A 16,345-nucleotide genomic window follows, 5' to 3' on the forward strand; every position below is an offset into this window, starting at 1 on the left:
CGGTTCTCCTCCTCCACGCGCGAATCAGCGCTGCGACCAGGAACTCTGCAGCGCGGCGAGTGCCTCGGCGTCCAGCCCGGAGACCGACATCGGGGCGTGCTGCCGCTCGTCGGCCGCGTCCGGCTGCCGCTCGGGCGGGTCGGCGAGCGCCGCGTCCACCGCACTGCCGAGTTCGGCGATGGAGAAGTGCTCGAAGACCATCTGCGGGCTCAGCCGCAGCCCGTCCTCGGCGGCGCGGGCGGCCCACTTGACGGCGATCACGCTGTCTCCGCCCAGCCCGAAGAACCCGTGCTCGCGGCCGATCTTCGGCACCCCGAGCAGCTCCTCCAGCAACGCGGCGAGCGCCCGCTCGGTCTCGGTCTCGGGTTCGACGTAGACCGTGGCGACGGCGGCCTGGCCGCGCCGCACCACCGAGCGGGTGGTGTCCCAGCCCTGCGGGCGGATGCCGAGTTCGGCCAGCGGGCGGTCCGGCTCCTCCGCGAAGGCGCGCAGCACGCCGGTCAGCACGTCGGCGAAGATCTCGCCGGTGGCGGGGTCGTAGAGGTCGGGGTTGACCACCACCCGCGCCACCAGTTCGCCGGTGGTGTCCACCGAGTAGTCCAGGTGGAAGTCCATGAAGGAGACGTCGTAGTAGCCGGCGATGCCCGCCATCGTGGTCGCCCCGTCGGCGCTGAACGGCACCGGCACCGGGCGGTGCCGGAAGTGCATCATCACCTGGAACAGCGGGTTCCTGGAGAGCGAGCGCGGCGGGTTGATCGACTCGACCAGCCGCTCGAACGGCACCCCCTGGTGGGTGATGGCGTCCAGCGCGGCGGCGCGCGTCCGCTGCAGCAGGGTGCGCGCGGTCGGCCCGCCGGAGACGTTGTGCCGCATCACGACCACGTTCGCGAAGAGCCCGACGAGCTCGTCGGTGGTCTGCCCGATCCGGTTGGCGACCGCGGCGCCGATCGCCACGTCCTCGATATCGCTGAGCACGTTCACCACCGCGGCGCTGACCGCCTGGCACAGCATGAACTCGGTGGCGCCGACGGCATCGGCGGTGACGCGCAGCGCATCCCAGGTCGCGGCGGGCAGCACCCTGGTGGCGCTGGTGCCGTTGCGGCCGAGCACGGCGGGGCGCGGGTGGTCGTGCGCGACCGCGATCTCGTCCGGCAGCCCGGCCAGGGTGGCGCGCCAGTAGTCCAGCTCGGCCTGGCCGTACGGGCTGACCGCGCGGTCGGCGCCGCGGTCGAAGATCTCGCGCTGCCAGATCGCGAAATCGGCGAACTGCAGCGGCAGTTCGGCCCAGCCGGGCGCGGCGCCGGTGACCCTGGCGCGGTAGGCGGTGGTCAGGTCGGCCAGGAAGATCTGGCACGAGCGCATGTCGGCGATGATGTGGTGCATGAGGATCGAGAGCACCGCGCGGTCCGGGCCGAGCCGCAGGATGCGGAACCGGGCCATGGGTTCGGCCGCGAGGTCGAAGACGTAGTCCCAGTCCGCGGCCAGCTCGGCGTCGACCTGCGCCTCGGCGATCTCCACGACCGGCACCGGGACCGGCGCGGCCGGCGCGACCAGCTGGTAGGGCGTGCCGTCGTGCTCGGGGAAGGTGGTGCGCAGCGATTCGTGCCGCGCCACCACGTCGTCGATGGCGGTGCGCAGCGCGGCGATGTCGAGTTCGCCGTCGAAGCGCACCGGGTAGCTGACGTTCTCGCCGTCGATCGCCCCCTCCAGCCGCCGCTGCAGCCAGTACACCCGCTGCGAGTAGGAGAGCGGGACGTGCGCGGGGCGCTCGCGGCGCACCAGCGCGGGCTTGCCGGGCGCGGCGTGCGGCAGCGGGACGGGCTCCAGCTCGTCGGCGTCGTCGAGCAGGTCGATCTCGTCCAGGTCGATGTCGAACTCGGCGCGGAAGGTCTCGACCAGGTGCCCGGCCAGCGCGGTCACCGTCGGCTTGTCGAACGGCACCCGCATGTCGATCTCGATCCCGAACTCCGCGCGGATCATCGTGATCAGCCGCGCGGCGAGCAGCGAGTGCCCGCCGAGCTCGAAGAAGGAGTCGTCGGCGCCGATCCGGTCCCGGTCGAAGAGCGTGCCGAACAGCTCGGCCACCCGGGTCTCGGTCGGCGTCGCGGGCTCGCGGTAGGTCCCGGCCTCGGCGAAGACCGGGGCGGGGAGGGCGCGGCGGTCCAGCTTGCCGTGCGCGGTCAGCGGGACCGCGTCGAGCACGGTGAAGGCCGCGGGCACCATGTACTCCGGCAGCACCGCGGCCACCCGCTCGCGCAGCGCGCCCGGCTCCGGTTCGGCGCCATCGGCGGGCACCACGTAGGCGGCCAGCGCTGGGCCGAGGGTGGCGTGCTCCACCACGACGACGACGCAGTGCGCCACCTCCGGCGCCGCGGCCACCGCGGCCTCGACCTCGCCGAGCTCGATCCGGTGCCCGCGCACCTTGACCTGCTCGTCGGCGCGGCCGAGGAATTCGATCAGCCCGGCCTCGTTCCTGCGGGCCAGGTCGCCGGTGCGGTAGAGCCGCCCGCCCGCGGTGAACGGGTCGGCGACGAATCGCTCGGCGGTGAGGCCGTGCCGGTTCAGGTAGCCGCGGGCCAGCTGGTTGCCGCCCAGGTAGATCTCGCCCGTCGCACCCTCCGGCACCGGCTGCAGCGCCGCGTCGAGCAGGTGGAGGTGCACGTTGCGGTTGGGGCGCCCGATCGGTACCACGCCGGTGCCCTGTACCCCGGTGACCACGGTGTGTGCCGAGCAGACCACGGCCTCGGTCGGCCCGTAGTGGTTGCGCAGCTCGGCGTCGAACCGGGCGGCGAAGCGGTCGGCGACCTCGCCGGGCAGCGCCTCGCCGCCGACCGGCACGTGCCGCAGCGTGCTCCAGTCGCCCGCCACGGGCAGGACGAGGAAGGTCGCGAGCATGGACGGCACCATGTGCAGCACGGTGACGCCGTGCCGCCGCACCAGCTCCGCGACGTACGGGACGTCCCGGTACGCGTGCGGCTTCGGGACGACCACGCAGGCGCCCGCGGTGAGCGTCACGAAGATGTCCAGCAGCGAGGCGTCGAAGCTGACCGAGGTGGACTGCAGCACCCGGTCGTCGGGGGTCAGGCTCCACTCGGCGGTGAACCCGGAGAGGTGCTCGGCGATCGCGGCGTGCGGGACCGGGACGCCCTTCGGCTGCCCGGTCGAGCCCGACGTGTAGATGACGTAGGCGGTGTTCCACGGGTGCAGCGCCGCCCGCCGATCGGCGTCGGTGGGGTCATGCGCGGGCAGCCCGGCGGCCTCCCGCTCGGCCGCCGCCAACGCCTCCGGGTCGATGACCAGCGCGGGGGCGGCGTCGGCGAGCAGGTAGGCGGTGCGCTCGGCCGGGTAGGCGGGGTCGATCGGCAGGTAGGCGGCGCCCGCCTTCTGCACCGCGAGCGCGGCGACCACGAACTCCACCGAGGTGGCCATGCGCAGCGCGACCAGCCGCTCCGGGCCTGCTCCCGCGCGGATCAGCCACTGTGCCAGCCGATTCGCGCGCTCGTTCAGCGCCAGGTAGGTGAGTTCGACCTCGTCGGAGCGGACCGCGGTGCGCTCCGGACCCGCGGCGACCTGCCGCTGCACCATGTCGATCATGGTGTCCGGCCGCTCGGCGACGAGCGTGCCGCGGGAGTCGGCGAGCGCCAGCTCGCGCTCCGCCGGGCCGAGCAGGTCCAGCGTGCGCAGCGGCGCGGCCGGGTCGCGCAGCGCGCTCTCCAGCAGCCGGACGTAGTGCCCGAGTAGCCGCTCGACCAGCGGCCGGGCCAGCGCGCCCGGCCGGAAGGTGGCCTCGATCCTGGCCCCGGCGCGGTCGTGAACGACCATGAGCCCGAGCGGTTCCTGCGCCGCGACCGGTGGGATCGCCAGCTCGGTGCTGCGCACTCCGGGCAGTTCGAGGCCGTCGGCGGCGCTGCGCACGCTGAAGCTCACCCGCACCAACTGGTGCAGCGCGTCCCCGCCGCCGGTCCGCTGCGGGGCGACCGCGGCGATCACCCGGTCGACGCCGACGCCCTGGTTGGCGAAGGCGCCGGAGACGGTGGCGCGGGTGCGGTCGAGCAGCGCGGCGAACGGCTCGGCGGCGTCCGGCCGCGCGCGCACCAGCAGCGCGTTGCCGAAGTAGCCGATCAGTGGCTCCGCGCGGGGGTCGCGGCGCTCGGTGACCGGCACGGTGACCAGGAAGTCGGCGGCGGCGGTGTAGCGCTGCAGCACCGCCTGGAAACCCGCGAGCAGCACCATGAACGGCGTCGCCGACCGCTCCCTGGCGGCTGCGGCGACCCGCTCGACGAGCTCGGCGGGAAGTTCCCGCACCACCCGGTCCGCGCCGCCGCCGGTCCCGCCGCCGGGCAGCTCCAGCGGCTCGGGCAGCGGGGTCAGGGCGGTGCGCCAGTACTCCAGCCCGGCCTCGTCGTCGGTGTGGTCGCGCAGTTCGACGTCGACGTACTGCACCGGCAGCGCGGGCAGCTCGGCGCCGCGGTAGGCGGCGGCGAGCTCGGTGAAGAACACCGGCCAGGAATCGTCGTCCCAGGCGATGTGGTGCACCACGAGCACGAGCGCCCAGGCATGGTCACCGAGCGCGATGAGGGTCGCGCGCAGCGGCGGGTCCGCCGCGAGGTCGAACGGCCGGGCGAGCTGCTCCCCCGCGATGGAAAGGGTGCGGTCGACCCGCTCCGGCTCGGGAAGATGATCGAGATCGTGCCGTTGCCAGTCGATTCCGAGATCGAGGTGCGAGACCTGGTACGGCTCGCCCTCGTCGCCGACGTGATACGTGGTGCGCAGCACCTCGTGCCTGGCCACCACGGACGCGACGGCGGCGCGCAGCCGCTCCGGATCGAGTTCGCCCGCCAGCCGGTAGACCACTCCGACGTTCAGCGCGGCATCGGCCGGATCTAGCCGCTGCACGAACCACAGCCGCCGCTGCGCCGCGGAGAGCGCGACCGGCTCCCCCGGAACACGTTCCGGGACAGCGGCTTCCCGCGACGACGCCTCGACGCCGTGCTCCCGCAGTCGGCGCTGGAGCAACTGCTTGCGGCGCTCGAGAATGTCGTCTGCCATCTTCATCCTTCGACTGTCTCGGTTCGAACGGGCAGGGGAATACCGGCGAGTTCCGATGGGAGCGGGCGGGGCCCGTCGCCTCCGCTCCGGCGCGACGATCAGGCCGCCGCCGAGCGGCCCGCGCACGTAATGGCCGGGCCTGCCGCACATTTCTCGATCTCGGGCTCGAACGACAGCTCACGCATGACCCGACCCCCTCCTAGCGAATGCAAGGTTAGCCTAGCCTATTTCATGCGGGTCTGGGGAAGCGAGAAAAGTCCGAACGTGGGATGAATCGACCACGGACACAGCAGCTTACGGGCCGCGGGAGAACCACGAAGCCAAGCCTTACTTTACAGGAGGGCAGGGCCGGCGTCCGAGGGTTGCCCGTTCCACCCCTTGGGTGGGTTCTCCACCTGGCCGCGCGGCGGAATCATTGACAGCACACCGCCGGAACCACCCGAACCGAGGACCAGACCATGAGCACCACCCGCACCCACCTCCGCACCCTCACCGTCGCCGCCGCCATCGCCTTCGCCGCGCTCGGCGGCACCGTCGCCACCGCGGCGGCCGACACCGGGGGCGCCGAGGTGGCGTTCCTGGAGGAGATCGGCATCAACAACGCCACGCTGCCGGGGAAGTCGGCGGACGAGATGGTGGTGGCGGGGTACCAGACCTGCGGCCACCTGCGGGCGGGCGGATCGATCCTGGACGAGATCTCCGCGGTCGAGCAGACCTACCACTTCGGCCAGGGCACGCTCTTCGTCAGCGCCGCGTCGACGAACCTCTGCCCGGACTTCGCAGGCTGAATCACCGGTGCTGCAGGTGGCTCAGCCCCATGAGCAGCATCGCGGCGGTCATCGAGAGGTGCGCGACGGTGCCGGTGATCGACCGGGCCGGTTCGCGCACCCCGCGCCCGGCCCGCCACACGTGCAGCCGCACCCAGCCCCACGCGACCAGCGCGAGGACCGGGAGCGAGAGCCAGCCCGGCCCCGCTCCCCCGCCGTGCCGGTGCGCCGCGCCCGGCGTGGCCACCGCGCCGTCCGCACCGGGAACGGCGAGCAGCAACACCGCCATGACCAGCACATCCGCGATCACCGGCAGCCGGAGGGCGAGCGGAACCGGGGTGTCGGCCAGCCACAGCCCGACCCCGCCGAGCAGCAGCGCGAACGGCAGCGGCCCCAGCGGGTCGTAGGCGGGGACCAGCATGGCCGCCATCGCCAGGCAGAGCACCCCGTGCGCGACCCGACCGCGGCCCGCGCAGGGGTGCGGGCAGGCGAGGGCCAGCGCCGAGACCGCGACCAGGGCCGCCGTCACCGGCACGATCCACTGCTGCGGTTCCCCCATCGGCCCCCCGCACGTCCGGTAGCGCCGCGGCCGCGGCGATAGCGCCGTCGTCAACGGTAACCGGGCGCGGACGGGGTGCGCACCGATTCGAATCAATCGGAAAGCGTTGAGCTTTCGCTAGACACCCGGCGCGACCGCGGTCTCCTTCGGTACCCCGGTGCGGTGCCTTGGCAGGAACATGGCGGGCACGATGATCACCGCGGTCAGCGCGAAGGCGACCCAGAAGGCGAAGCCGAAGGCGTTCGCCAGCAGCGGCCCGACGATCGGCAGCGCCTCCGGCGGCACCGTGCTGATCTGGTCGGCGCCGCCGCCCGCCGCGCTGATGCCCTTGGCGTCGAGCTGCTCGGTGAGGCGCTGGGTCAGCGCGGTCACCAGCAGGGCGCTGCCGAGCGATGCGCCGACCTGCTGGATGGCCGACAGCGTCGGCGCGGCCCTGGAGACGATGTCGCGGTCGAGGCTGGAGTAGGCGGCGGCCATGGTCGGCATCATGACCGAGCCGAGCCCCATGCCGCGCACGAACAGCGCGACGCTCAGCCAGACGTACGAGGTGTCGGTGCCGACCTGGGTGAACGGGAAGGTGCCGATGAGGGCGAGCAGCACGCCGACCGGCACCACGTAGCCCGCGCCGATCCGGTCGACCAGCCTGCCGCCGACCACCATGGCCACGATCGCGCCCAGCCCCTGCGGGGCGAGCAGCAGCCCGGCGCCGAGCGCGCCCTGGCCGCGCACGGTCTGGTAGTAGAGCGGGAGCAGCAGCATGCCGCCGAAGAGCGCGATGGCCACCAGGAACACCGCGAAGGTCGCGCCGGCGAAGAGCCGGTTGCCGAGCAGCCGGACGTCGATGATCGAGGCGGAGCCGCGGTTCAGGCTGTGCCAGGTGTAAAGGGCGAGGCCGGCGGCGCCGGCGAGCAGCCAGCCGAGCACGCCCCACTCGCCGAACCCGCCGTGCGAGGCCGCCTCGGAGAGGCCGTAGAGCAGGCAGACCAGGCTGCCGGAGAGCAGGACCAGCCCGCGCAGATCCAGCTTGCCCGGATCGGGCAGCGCATCGCCCGCGGGCAGCTTCCACACCGCGAGCGCGATGGCGACGGCGCCGACCGGCACGTTCACCAGGAAGATCCAGTGCCAGCCCGCGTACTCCACGAGCAGCCCGCCGAGCACCGGGCCGAGCACCGGGCCGAGCAGCATGGGGACGCCGATGATGCTCATCGCCCGGCCGAGCCGGTTCGGCCCGGCCGCCCTGGCGATGATGGCCTGCCCGGCGGGGAGCAGCATGCCGCCGCCGAGCCCCTGCAGTATTCGGAAGAAGACCAGGCTCTCGACCGACCAGGCGGTCGCGCAGAGCGCGGAGCCGAGCACGAACAGCGTCACGGCGGTGAGCCAGGTCGGCTTGGGGCCGAAGCGGTCCATGGCCCAGCCGGTCAGCGGGATGACCAGGGCGACGGCGAGCAGGTAGCCGGTGACCACCCACTGGGTGGTGGAGAGTGGCGCGCCGAGTTCGGTGCTCAGCGAATCCAGTGCCACGTTCACGATCGTGGTGTCGAGCACCACCATGATCATCCCGGCCACGATCACCAGGCCGGTGACGATCACGCCGCGATCCAGTTTGTCGGGGGGTGCGGCGGCGGCGGTGTCCATGCCTGCTCCAATCGGGCTTCGGGAGTTCCGAGTATGCCGGGCGGTCCGTCCGGCGGCGTACGCAGCCCGGTCGGTGTCCGAAATGCCGTTTGCCTGGTCAGCGGGGCTTCTGCGGCCGGACCGGACCGGCGATGAAAAAATTTCCCGGAAGTGTTTGCGGTCAACTACTCCGGGTACCAGCTAGGACGTGCGTTCGCCCTGCTCGGCCGGAAGAGGTACCCGATGAACTCGACGACGATGACCGCCTACCGCGATGTCGCCCGCCGTACCAGCAAAGGCGGCTATGAGAACCTCGAGCCCCGTTTCACCGAACTCGCCACGCTGGACCAGGCCGATCCGGCCCGCGCCCGGCTGCGCGAGGACATCATCACCGCGGCGCTGCCGCTGGCCGAGCACATCGCGATGAAGTTCGCCGGCCGCGGGGAGAACGCGGACGACCTGGTGCAGGTCGCCATGGTCGGGCTGGTCCAGGCCGTCGACCGCTTCGACGTCACGGTGGGCGCCTCGTTCGTCGGGTTCGCGGTGCCGACCATCATGGGTGAGGTGCGCAGACACTTCCGCGACCGCACCTGGGCGGTCCGGGTGCCGCGCGCGACCAAGGAGCTGCAGCAGCGGCTCGCCCCCGCGATCGAGGTGCTCTCACACAAGCTGCACCGGATGCCGACCGCGCGTGAGATCGCCGCGCACCTCGACGTCGATCTGGTCGAGGTCACCCAGGCGCTGATCGCCCGCAACGGCTACGCCGCCGAGCCCATCGAGCAGCCGCGCGGTGGCGACGAGGACTCCGGCACCACCTCGGCGCTCGACTCCTTCGCCGCCCCCGACCCCGGCTACAACCTGCTGGAGGACGCGATCACCGTCGGCCCGCTGCTCGCGGCGCTGCCCGAGCGCGACCGGCAGGTGCTGATGTGGCGCTTCGGCGACAACCTCACCCAGTCGGAGATCGCCAAGCGGCTCGGCATCTCGCAGATGCAGGTGTCCCGGATTCTCACCCGGGTGCTGACCACGCTGCGCGAGCAGGCGCTGTCCGAGCCCGCCGTGGCCTGACGAACGACAGCGGGGAGCCCGGGGCGAAAGCCCCGGGCTCCCCGTCGTTTCCGGTGGTCAGAGTTTGCCGCCGCCGCCGATCACCCAGGGGTTGAACGTGCACACCAGGTCCGGGTGTGCCTGCGGATCGAGCGCGTTCAGCGTGATCGACAGGGCCCGCGGGGAGTACATCACCGTCAGGTGATCGGAGACGTCCTGCTCGCAGCCGTCCTGCAGCGTGATGTTGCGGACGGAGGCACCCGGGCCCGCCTTCAGGAACGTCAGGTCGTACGGGTTGGTGATCTCGTCGTAGCGGGTCCCGACCACCGTGTAGTCCACGCCGGCGACAGTGTCACCGTTGGCGTTCAACGTATTCACGAAATCCGAGCCGATCGTCTGCTGGATCCCGGCGTGGCCGACGAAGATCTCGATGAAGCCGAGGATGTCGATCCCGAGGTTGTTGATCGCCCGCCCGAGCGCGCCGATTCCGATCAGGCTGGTCCCGTGGTGGGTCGCCCCGAAGGTGACCAGCTTGTCGACCTTCGCCGCGCCGCCGTCGAACTTGGTGTACCAGTTCGCCATCGACCCGCCCTGGGAGTGGGCGACCAGGTCGACCTCGTTCGATCCGGTCGCGGCCAGCACCCGATCCACGAACGTCGCCAGCTGCTTGGCCGAATCCTGGATGTACCCGGTGCCCATCACACCCGGGAGCACCGCGCCGAGGCCGCCGCCCTCGAGCAGGTTCGACCGCCCGTAGTTGAAGGTGAAGGTGCAGAACCCCGCGTCGGTGATCGGCTTCGACATGTAGGCGAACCCGTTGTAGGCGTTCATCCACGTCCCGTGCACCAGCACCACCGGCTTGGGGTGCGCCGCCGTCGGCTTGCAGTTCCAGTCGTTCGTCCCGGGCGGGGCCACATCGGGGTTGCCGAGCCCGTACGCGAACGCCGCCACCCACGCCGACTGCTCCGGACCGAAACCCACCGTGTCACTGGCGTATCCGCCCGAGGAACCGGAGCTCGAGCCGGACCCGCCGTAGCAGTCACCCGAGCCGTTCCCCGACCCCGCGCCGCTACCCGAGTCGCACGCCGACCCCGACGCGCTCCCCGAATCCGCCACCGGTGCACCCGTGCGCCCCGCCGCGATGTAATCGGCGAGCACCTGCTCGTCCGCCGACGCCACCGGCTGCGCCTGCGCCACCCCGGTGAACCCGACCGCGAGCACCGAGACCACCATCATCACCGCCGAGCCAACTACCCGACCACACCTACGATGATTCATTCCGAGCCTTTCTGCGAGAACGGCATCGTTCTCCGGATGACGTCGCCGACCGCGACTGCGGGCTGACGCTACGGTGGAAACGGAGCCGAATACCCGGGTCAGCGGCGGTTACTGGAATGCTCACGAAGTTCGTTCGGAAAGCGCGGTGGCCCGCCACAGCTGCCCCGAATCCCCTCCGGGAGCGGACTTTTCGGACACCGGAAAATGAGCACTCTCGGCGGAATGCGGCGCCGACCCTCTCGCCCCCTCCCGCCTGACGCCGTGTTCACCCAGCTCACAGCCATCGGCCGGAGCGGAGGAGAACGGAGTGGAAAGCGAGCGACAGCGCCTATTACCGTTCGATAACGCCGTATTCGTCGAGGAGAAACGGCGACGCGGCGGTTTCGACGCGAGGAGGTCAGCCGTGATGGCCGAGAGCACCGTCCGGCCCGAATCCGGACCCGGAAATTCCCCGATATCACCGGCCCGACAGGAGATCCACCGAATATCGCGCGACCTGACCGCGCAGCTGGCGCGCTCCGGCATCGCCTGCGCGGGCGCGCCGAACGCGCCGGCGGGCGCCGACCTCACCGCGGTCGTGCGCGCCTGCCTCGGCTGGCTCGTGCAGCGGCTGGAGCAGGGGCGGGCGCCGGAGGGGCGGATCGAGCGGCTGGAGCCCGCCGCGGCCGAGTGGGCCCGGGACGGCGTTCCCATCGACACCGTGCTGCGCGGCGTGCACCGCGGCGTCCGGGCGGGGCTGGACGCGCTCTTCCCCGGCCCGGCGGCGGGGTTCGACATCAGCGTCGGCATCACGGCGGTGGTGGAGTTGCTCGATCTGATCAGCTGCACCGTCAGCAAGACCTACATCCGGGAGCTGCGCGGGGCCGCCGACGGGCACCAGACCGCCGTGCACACGCTGACCTCGGCGCTGCTCGGCGGGCACGGGGGCTCGGCCATGGCGCGGGAATCCGGGATTCCGCTGGCTCCGGGGTATTTCGTGCTCGCGCTCGCCGTCGCGGCGCACCCGGACGAGCACCGGCCAGGGCTGGACCGGGCCGTCGTGGCCAGGCGCAAACTGCGCAGGCTGCAGTCCGCGCTGGCCGGGCGGTTCGGCGAGCACGCGCTCTCGCTGCTCTCGGTGGACGGCGGGACGATCCTCGTGCCCGAGGACCACTGCTCCGAGGCCGAGATCGACGGGCTGGTGCGGGAGCTGGCCGCGGCCGCGCGGGTTCCGCTGACCGCCACCGTGTTCAGCGCGACGCCGGAGACCGTCGCCACCGCCGCCAGGCAGGCGCACGAGCTGCTGGACACCGTCGAGCAGCTCGGGCTGGAACCGGGCGTGCACCGCTTCGACGAGCTCGCGCTGGAGTACCAGCTCACCCGGCCAGGCATCGGGCGCGACCTGCTGCGCACCCACCTCGCCCCGCTGGCCGAGCACCCCGAGCTGCTGCACACCCTGCGCGTCTACATCGAGGCGAACCGGCACCGCCGGCTCGCGGCGCAGCGGCTGCACGTGCACCCCAACACCCTCGACTACCGGCTGCGCCGGGTCGGCGAGCTCACCGGGCTGAACACCACCGAGCCGAGGGACTGGTGGTACCTGCACGCCGCGATGATCGCGACCGCGCGCCCGGATTCCTGAGGTTCGGCGCGCCGCGTACACCGCGGCCGATCCGTCGGCGTGTCGTTGCCGAAACATTGCTGTCGCTTCGGGCGATGTACCGGGAACAACGGGTTTGCGAGGCGTTCGGACTGGGCAGACGCGGGCAGGAGGTGACCGGACGATGTGGGCGCGCGAACGGGGTTACGACCCGAAACGGCACCTGTGGATGCTCGGACTGATCGCCCCCGCCTCCGCGCTGCTTCCCTCGCAGCTGGTGTACCGGACCGGGCTGCCGGTGTTCTGGTGGATCGGCCCGGTGATCGTGCTCGCCGCCATTCCGCTGCTCGACCTGCTGATCGGCGCGGACGGCTCGAATCCGCGCGAGGAGGACTACGAGCTGCTCTCCGAAGACCGGTACTACCGCTGGTGCACCTACCTGTTCCTGCCGGTCCAGCTCATCGGGCTGCTGCTCGCCTGCGCCATGTGGGGTGGCGCGGAGCTGGGGATCTGGGACAAGGTCGGGCTGGCGACCACGCTGGGGCTGGTCTCCGGGATCGGCATCAACGCCGCGCACGAGCTCGGGCACCGGGCCGAGCACCTGGAGCGCTGGCTGGCCAAGATCGCGCTCGCCCAGTCCGGGTACGGGCACTTCTTCGTCGAGCACAACCGCGGGCACCACGTGCGAGTGGCCACGCCGGACGATCCGGCCAGCGCCAGGCTCGGCGAATCGCTGTACGCCTTCCTGCCGCGTACGGTGGCGGGCGGGTTCCGCTCGGCGCTTCGGTTGGAGCGGGAGCGGCTGGCGCGCACCGGTTTCGGGTGGTGGAGCCCGCGCAACCACATCCTGCAGGCCTGGGCCATGACGCTGGTGCTCTTCGGCGGGCTGATCGCCGGCTTCGGCTGGGAGATCACGCCGTGGTTGCTGCTGCAGGCGGTGATCGGCGCCGGGCTGCTGGAGACGGTGAACTACGTCGAGCACTACGGCCTGCTGCGCGAGCGCCGCCCGGACGGCCGCTGGGCCCGCTGCTCCCCGCGCGACAGCTGGAACAGCGACCACCTGGTCACCAATATCTTCCTGTTCCACCTGCAGCGGCACAGCGACCACCACGCCAACCCCGGCCGCCGCTACCAGACCCTGCGCAGCACCGAGATCGCCCCGCAGCTCCCGGTCGGCTACGCGGGGATGATCGTGCTCGCCGCGCTCCCCCCGCTCTGGCGCCGGTGCATGGACCACCGGGTGCTCGCGCACTACGGCGGCGATGCCGGGCGCGCCAACATCCAGCCGGGCAAGCGGGAGCACTACCTGGCCGCGGTACCGTCCGGCCGCTGACCGGCGGCCGTGTCACCCCCGCCCGCTACCCTTCCCCGATGGTCAAACCCGATTCGGCGCTGCGCCGCCTGTGGCGGACAACCGGGAAGTTGCTGGAGCCGTACGGGTTCGCGGGGTCGGAGCCGAGCTGGGCGCGGGCGGAGCGGGCGGGGGTGGCGCTGGTCGAGCGCACCCGGGTGACCCGGACCTGGACGAACGGGCAGCAGGTCGTCCGGTTCGGGCTGCACGCGGGCGCCGTGCCGGATGCCTGGCGCGACTACGTCACGTGGCGGGGCGCCGCGGTCGAGATCGTCCGGCTCGCCGACCCGCATCCGCCCTGGTCGCTGCGGTTGGACCCGGAGCAGCCGGGCCATGCGCTGGAGAGCGATCTCGAGCTCATCCGCGCCGAACTCCCCCGCCGGGTGCACGCCTGCGCCCGCCGCGCCATCCAGCTGACCGATCCGCAGTTCTACCTCGGTGAGCTGCGCGCGCTCCCCGAGCCAGGAGCCGCCGCCAGGGAGGCGATCGTGGTGCTGCTCGCGGCGGCGGGGCCGAGCGCCGAGCTGGAGGCCGAACTCCGGCACGGCGACACACCGGAGGCCGCAGGGTACGCCCGCGCGAAGATCACCTGCTGACAACGCTTTCGGGGCGGCCCGACGGGTAACGGCCGCCGAGGCCGCGCCGTCATCCGGTAGCGCTCAGAGCTCGGGGGCGAGCGAGTTCCCCGGGGCGATCGAGGCGCAGTTGTTCGGCGCGGGCTTGCCCGCGAACCGATCGAGCAGCCAGGTGGTCGCCTCCAGCGACCAGACCGTCAGCGCCGGGATGTGGCTGAGCGCGTCGTACTGGTGGTAGGTGATGGTGGCGTTGCCGGTGTCGCAGTACTGCCTGGCCAGCGCCCGCACATCGCCCGCGATCATCACGCCGTCGCCGGGGCCGACGCCGGGCTTCGTGCCCTCGGTGCCCTCCAGGATGCCGTTGGCGCCCTGGCCGATGAACATCGGCACGGTCGGGGTCGGCGCCAGGCCGAGGTCGATCTTGGCGACCGTCTCCACGAAGGGCGGCACGCTGTTCGGGTTGGCGAATTCCGGCTTCGTCAGCTGCGCCCAGGTCAGCCCCGGGTACTGGAACAGCACATTGGCGATCGACGCCGAGGAGAGCTGCGCGACGATCCGCGCGCCGAAATCGTTGAGGTACGGCGTGAAGTCGATGTCGTAGGAGCGGGCGATCCCGATGATCGCCATGGCCGCCACCCCGGCCCAGCCGAGGCTGCCGTCGATGTAGCGCAGGTTGCGCGCCGGGTTCGCCAGCACGCCGCCCTCGGCGACGCCGACCAGGTTGGCGTTCACCTCCGGCGCGTACTCCGGCGCCAGCGCCGCCGCCCAGTTGGTGGCGATCGCACCGCCGGAGTAGCCGAAGAGCCCCACCCGCGACGCCGGGTTCAGCCCGGTGGCGGCGGTGTTCGTGGCGGCGCGGATGGCGTCGAGGGTGTTCATGCCGTACTCCGGCCCCGCGGCGAAGTTCGCCGACTGCCCCTCGGTGTCGGGGACGATCACGGTGAAGCCCTGCGCGAGGAAGAGCCCCATGACGGCGCCCTCGGAATCGGCGATGGCGCCGCCGAAACTCACGTTGCCCGCGATCGAGCGGGACGGGCTGTGCTCCGGGTTCAGCGAGTCGTAGGCCGACCCGTACGTGACGACCCGGGACGGGTCGACGCCGCCGGGCGGCAGCAGCACCGAGGTGACGTTGGCGCTCGGCCTGCCCTGCGCGTCGGTGGTGCGGTAGCGGATCTGCACCGCGGTGAGCGGCGTCGGGATGCCGAGCAGGTGGTAGGGCAGCACCCGGCTGGCCAGCACCGTTCCCGGCGCGTACGAGCCGAGCGGCGCCTGCTCACCGGAGAAGAAGAAGCTGTTGTCCGGCGCCGCGTTCGCGACCGGCGGCACGGTGCCGCCCGCCAGCATCGTCACGGCGGCGGCGGCCGCAGCCACCGCGAGGGTTACCCGCCCAGTTCCCACGTTGCCATCCTCTTCGTCGAGGCGCGCCCGAGCGGCGCTCCAACCGGACGAGACTGTCCGATTACTGGTCAGTAGTGTTGCCGCTCACTCCCGGTGCGTCAAGATCCCGGCTCCGCGCGGCGGCGGCGCACGCAGGTCGCGGTCCAGCCGCCGGTGATCCCGGTGTGGTCGGTGGTCACAACGGCGGCCCGGTCGGCGATCTCGCCGAGCTCGGCCGCCGGAATGTGGCCGGGGTGGCCGGGTTTCGGGGTGAGCACCCAGATCGGCGCGTACGGCGGCAATGCGGCGGCTACCTCGGCCGGGTCGACCGGCTCCGCGTCTTCCGCGCGCAGCCAGACCAGCGCGGCCTCTGGCACCGGGGCGGCGAGCCCGGCCCCGAGCTGGGCGGCGAGCTCCGCCCTGAGCTGCTCGTCCACGATTCCGGCGGCGCCGTACTCCCGGACCGGCATATCCGCGCGCAGGTCCAGCCGACGCGCCCGGGTACCTGCGGCGTGCATGTTCAACCCCCTCGCGATCCCCTGCCGAGTGTCGGCTGCCACCCAACCAGGGCAGCCGTCCGTTCGCCCGCAGCCGCCGGTCGGCGGGCGTGTCATCTGCGCACGACCCGCAATCGGGTGCGCGGCGCGCTCGCGTTGGTGTCCAGCCAGGTGAGCCCGGCGTCCCAGCCGTACGTCCGCGAGACCTCGAGCAGCAGTCGCAGCGCGGTCAGGGTGAAGCGCTGTCCGCCGGAGCCGAGGCCGAGCAGCGCGCCTGCGCGGCGCTGCCAGTGGTGTTCGGCGAGCTCGGGGCAGCCGATGTCGCGCTCCGCGCGGTCCGCGACCACCGCCTCGTGCAGCCCGCAGCGCTCCGGCGCCTCGTCCAGCCAGAGCAGCGCCGTCACCGCGCGGCCGTGGCTGCTCGGGCGGTGTTCGTAGCTCAGCGTTCCGGGCCGCAGCAGCTCGTCCTCGCGCAGCTCGGCGACGAGCTCGGTCAGCTGCGCGACGGTCGGGCCGTCGACCCAGCGCACCGTGCGCTCGCCGTCCGGCTCGCCCGCGTCGACCTCGACCGCGACGCCGGCCCGCCGGGTGAGCAGGGCGGCGAGCCGCGCGTTCGCACCCGTCGGCAGGTCGAGATCTTCCGAATCCATGC

12 protein-coding genes are annotated in these 16,345 nt (G+C 72.4%); 5 read left to right on the top strand and 7 right to left on the bottom strand.

Annotated elements, in window-relative coordinates; genetic code table 11:
- Positions 1-24: 24 nt before the first annotated feature.
- Complete coding sequence (locus tag ACFUJ1_RS10750; RefSeq protein WP_378644636.1) at positions 25-5,049, bottom strand: amino acid adenylation domain-containing protein; 5,025 nt, start codon at positions 5,047-5,049, stop codon at positions 25-27.
- A 458-nt stretch (positions 5,050-5,507) separates the two neighbouring features.
- On the opposite strand from ACFUJ1_RS10750, the gene ACFUJ1_RS10755 reads away from it, so the two are divergent.
- Positions 5,508-5,837: a DUF732 domain-containing protein gene (locus ACFUJ1_RS10755; protein ID WP_378644638.1), complete on the top strand. Its 330-nt coding sequence runs from the start codon at positions 5,508-5,510 to the stop codon at positions 5,835-5,837.
- Position 5,838: 1 nt separating this feature from the next.
- Here the strand turns inward: ACFUJ1_RS10755 and ACFUJ1_RS10760 are convergent, their stop codons facing one another.
- Positions 5,839-6,375, bottom strand: coding sequence for a DUF5134 domain-containing protein (locus ACFUJ1_RS10760; protein WP_378644640.1), 537 nt, complete (start codon positions 6,373-6,375; stop codon positions 5,839-5,841).
- Positions 6,376-6,492: 117 nt separating this feature from the next.
- On the bottom strand, positions 6,493-8,010 hold the full coding sequence (locus ACFUJ1_RS10765) for an MDR family MFS transporter (RefSeq protein WP_378644642.1): 1,518 nt from the start codon (positions 8,008-8,010) through the stop codon (positions 6,493-6,495).
- Positions 8,011-8,232: 222 nt separating this feature from the next.
- On the opposite strand from ACFUJ1_RS10765, the gene ACFUJ1_RS10770 reads away from it, so the two are divergent.
- Positions 8,233-9,057, top strand: a complete 825-nt coding sequence (locus ACFUJ1_RS10770) for a SigB/SigF/SigG family RNA polymerase sigma factor (protein ID WP_378644644.1) — start codon at positions 8,233-8,235, stop codon at positions 9,055-9,057.
- 57 nt (positions 9,058-9,114) lie between these two features.
- Here the strand turns inward: ACFUJ1_RS10770 and ACFUJ1_RS10775 are convergent, their stop codons facing one another.
- Positions 9,115-10,272, bottom strand: a complete 1,158-nt coding sequence (locus tag ACFUJ1_RS10775; protein WP_378644646.1) for an esterase/lipase family protein — start codon at positions 10,270-10,272, stop codon at positions 9,115-9,117.
- A 448-nt stretch (positions 10,273-10,720) separates the two neighbouring features.
- Here ACFUJ1_RS10775 and ACFUJ1_RS10780 point away from each other — a divergent pair, with 448 nt between their 5' ends.
- From ACFUJ1_RS10780 to ACFUJ1_RS10790, 3 genes are all read left to right on the top strand, one after another.
- The gene (locus ACFUJ1_RS10780; RefSeq protein ID WP_378644648.1) at positions 10,721-11,935 is read left to right on the top strand and encodes a PucR family transcriptional regulator; all 1,215 of its coding nucleotides are present in this window, start codon (positions 10,721-10,723) and stop codon (positions 11,933-11,935) included.
- 142 nt (positions 11,936-12,077) lie between these two features.
- Positions 12,078-13,226, top strand: coding sequence for an alkane 1-monooxygenase (locus ACFUJ1_RS10785; RefSeq protein WP_378644650.1), 1,149 nt, complete (start codon positions 12,078-12,080; stop codon positions 13,224-13,226).
- Between the two features lie 38 nt (positions 13,227-13,264).
- A complete protein-coding gene (locus tag ACFUJ1_RS10790) occupies positions 13,265-13,840 on the top strand; it encodes a hypothetical protein (protein WP_378644652.1) in 576 nt (191 codons plus the stop codon).
- Positions 13,841-13,903: 63 nt separating this feature from the next.
- Here ACFUJ1_RS10790 and ACFUJ1_RS10795 read toward each other — a convergent pair whose 3' ends face one another.
- The 3 genes from ACFUJ1_RS10795 to ACFUJ1_RS10805 form a co-directional block, all read right to left on the bottom strand.
- A complete protein-coding gene (locus ACFUJ1_RS10795) occupies positions 13,904-15,217 on the bottom strand; it encodes a lipase family protein (protein ID WP_378644654.1) in 1,314 nt (437 codons plus the stop codon).
- 98 nt (positions 15,218-15,315) lie between these two features.
- On the bottom strand, positions 15,316-15,714 hold the full coding sequence (locus ACFUJ1_RS10800) for a DUF3052 family protein (protein WP_378644656.1): 399 nt from the start codon (positions 15,712-15,714) through the stop codon (positions 15,316-15,318).
- Between the two features lie 92 nt (positions 15,715-15,806).
- Positions 15,807-16,343: a hypothetical protein gene (locus ACFUJ1_RS10805; protein ID WP_378644658.1), complete on the bottom strand. Its 537-nt coding sequence runs from the start codon at positions 16,341-16,343 to the stop codon at positions 15,807-15,809.
- Positions 16,344-16,345 lie beyond the last annotated feature (2 nt).

Origin of the sequence: Nocardia sp. NPDC057227 (assembly GCF_042669725.1) — a bacterium.
Taxonomy (GTDB): domain Bacteria; phylum Actinomycetota; class Actinomycetes; order Mycobacteriales; family Mycobacteriaceae; genus Nocardia; species Nocardia asteroides_A.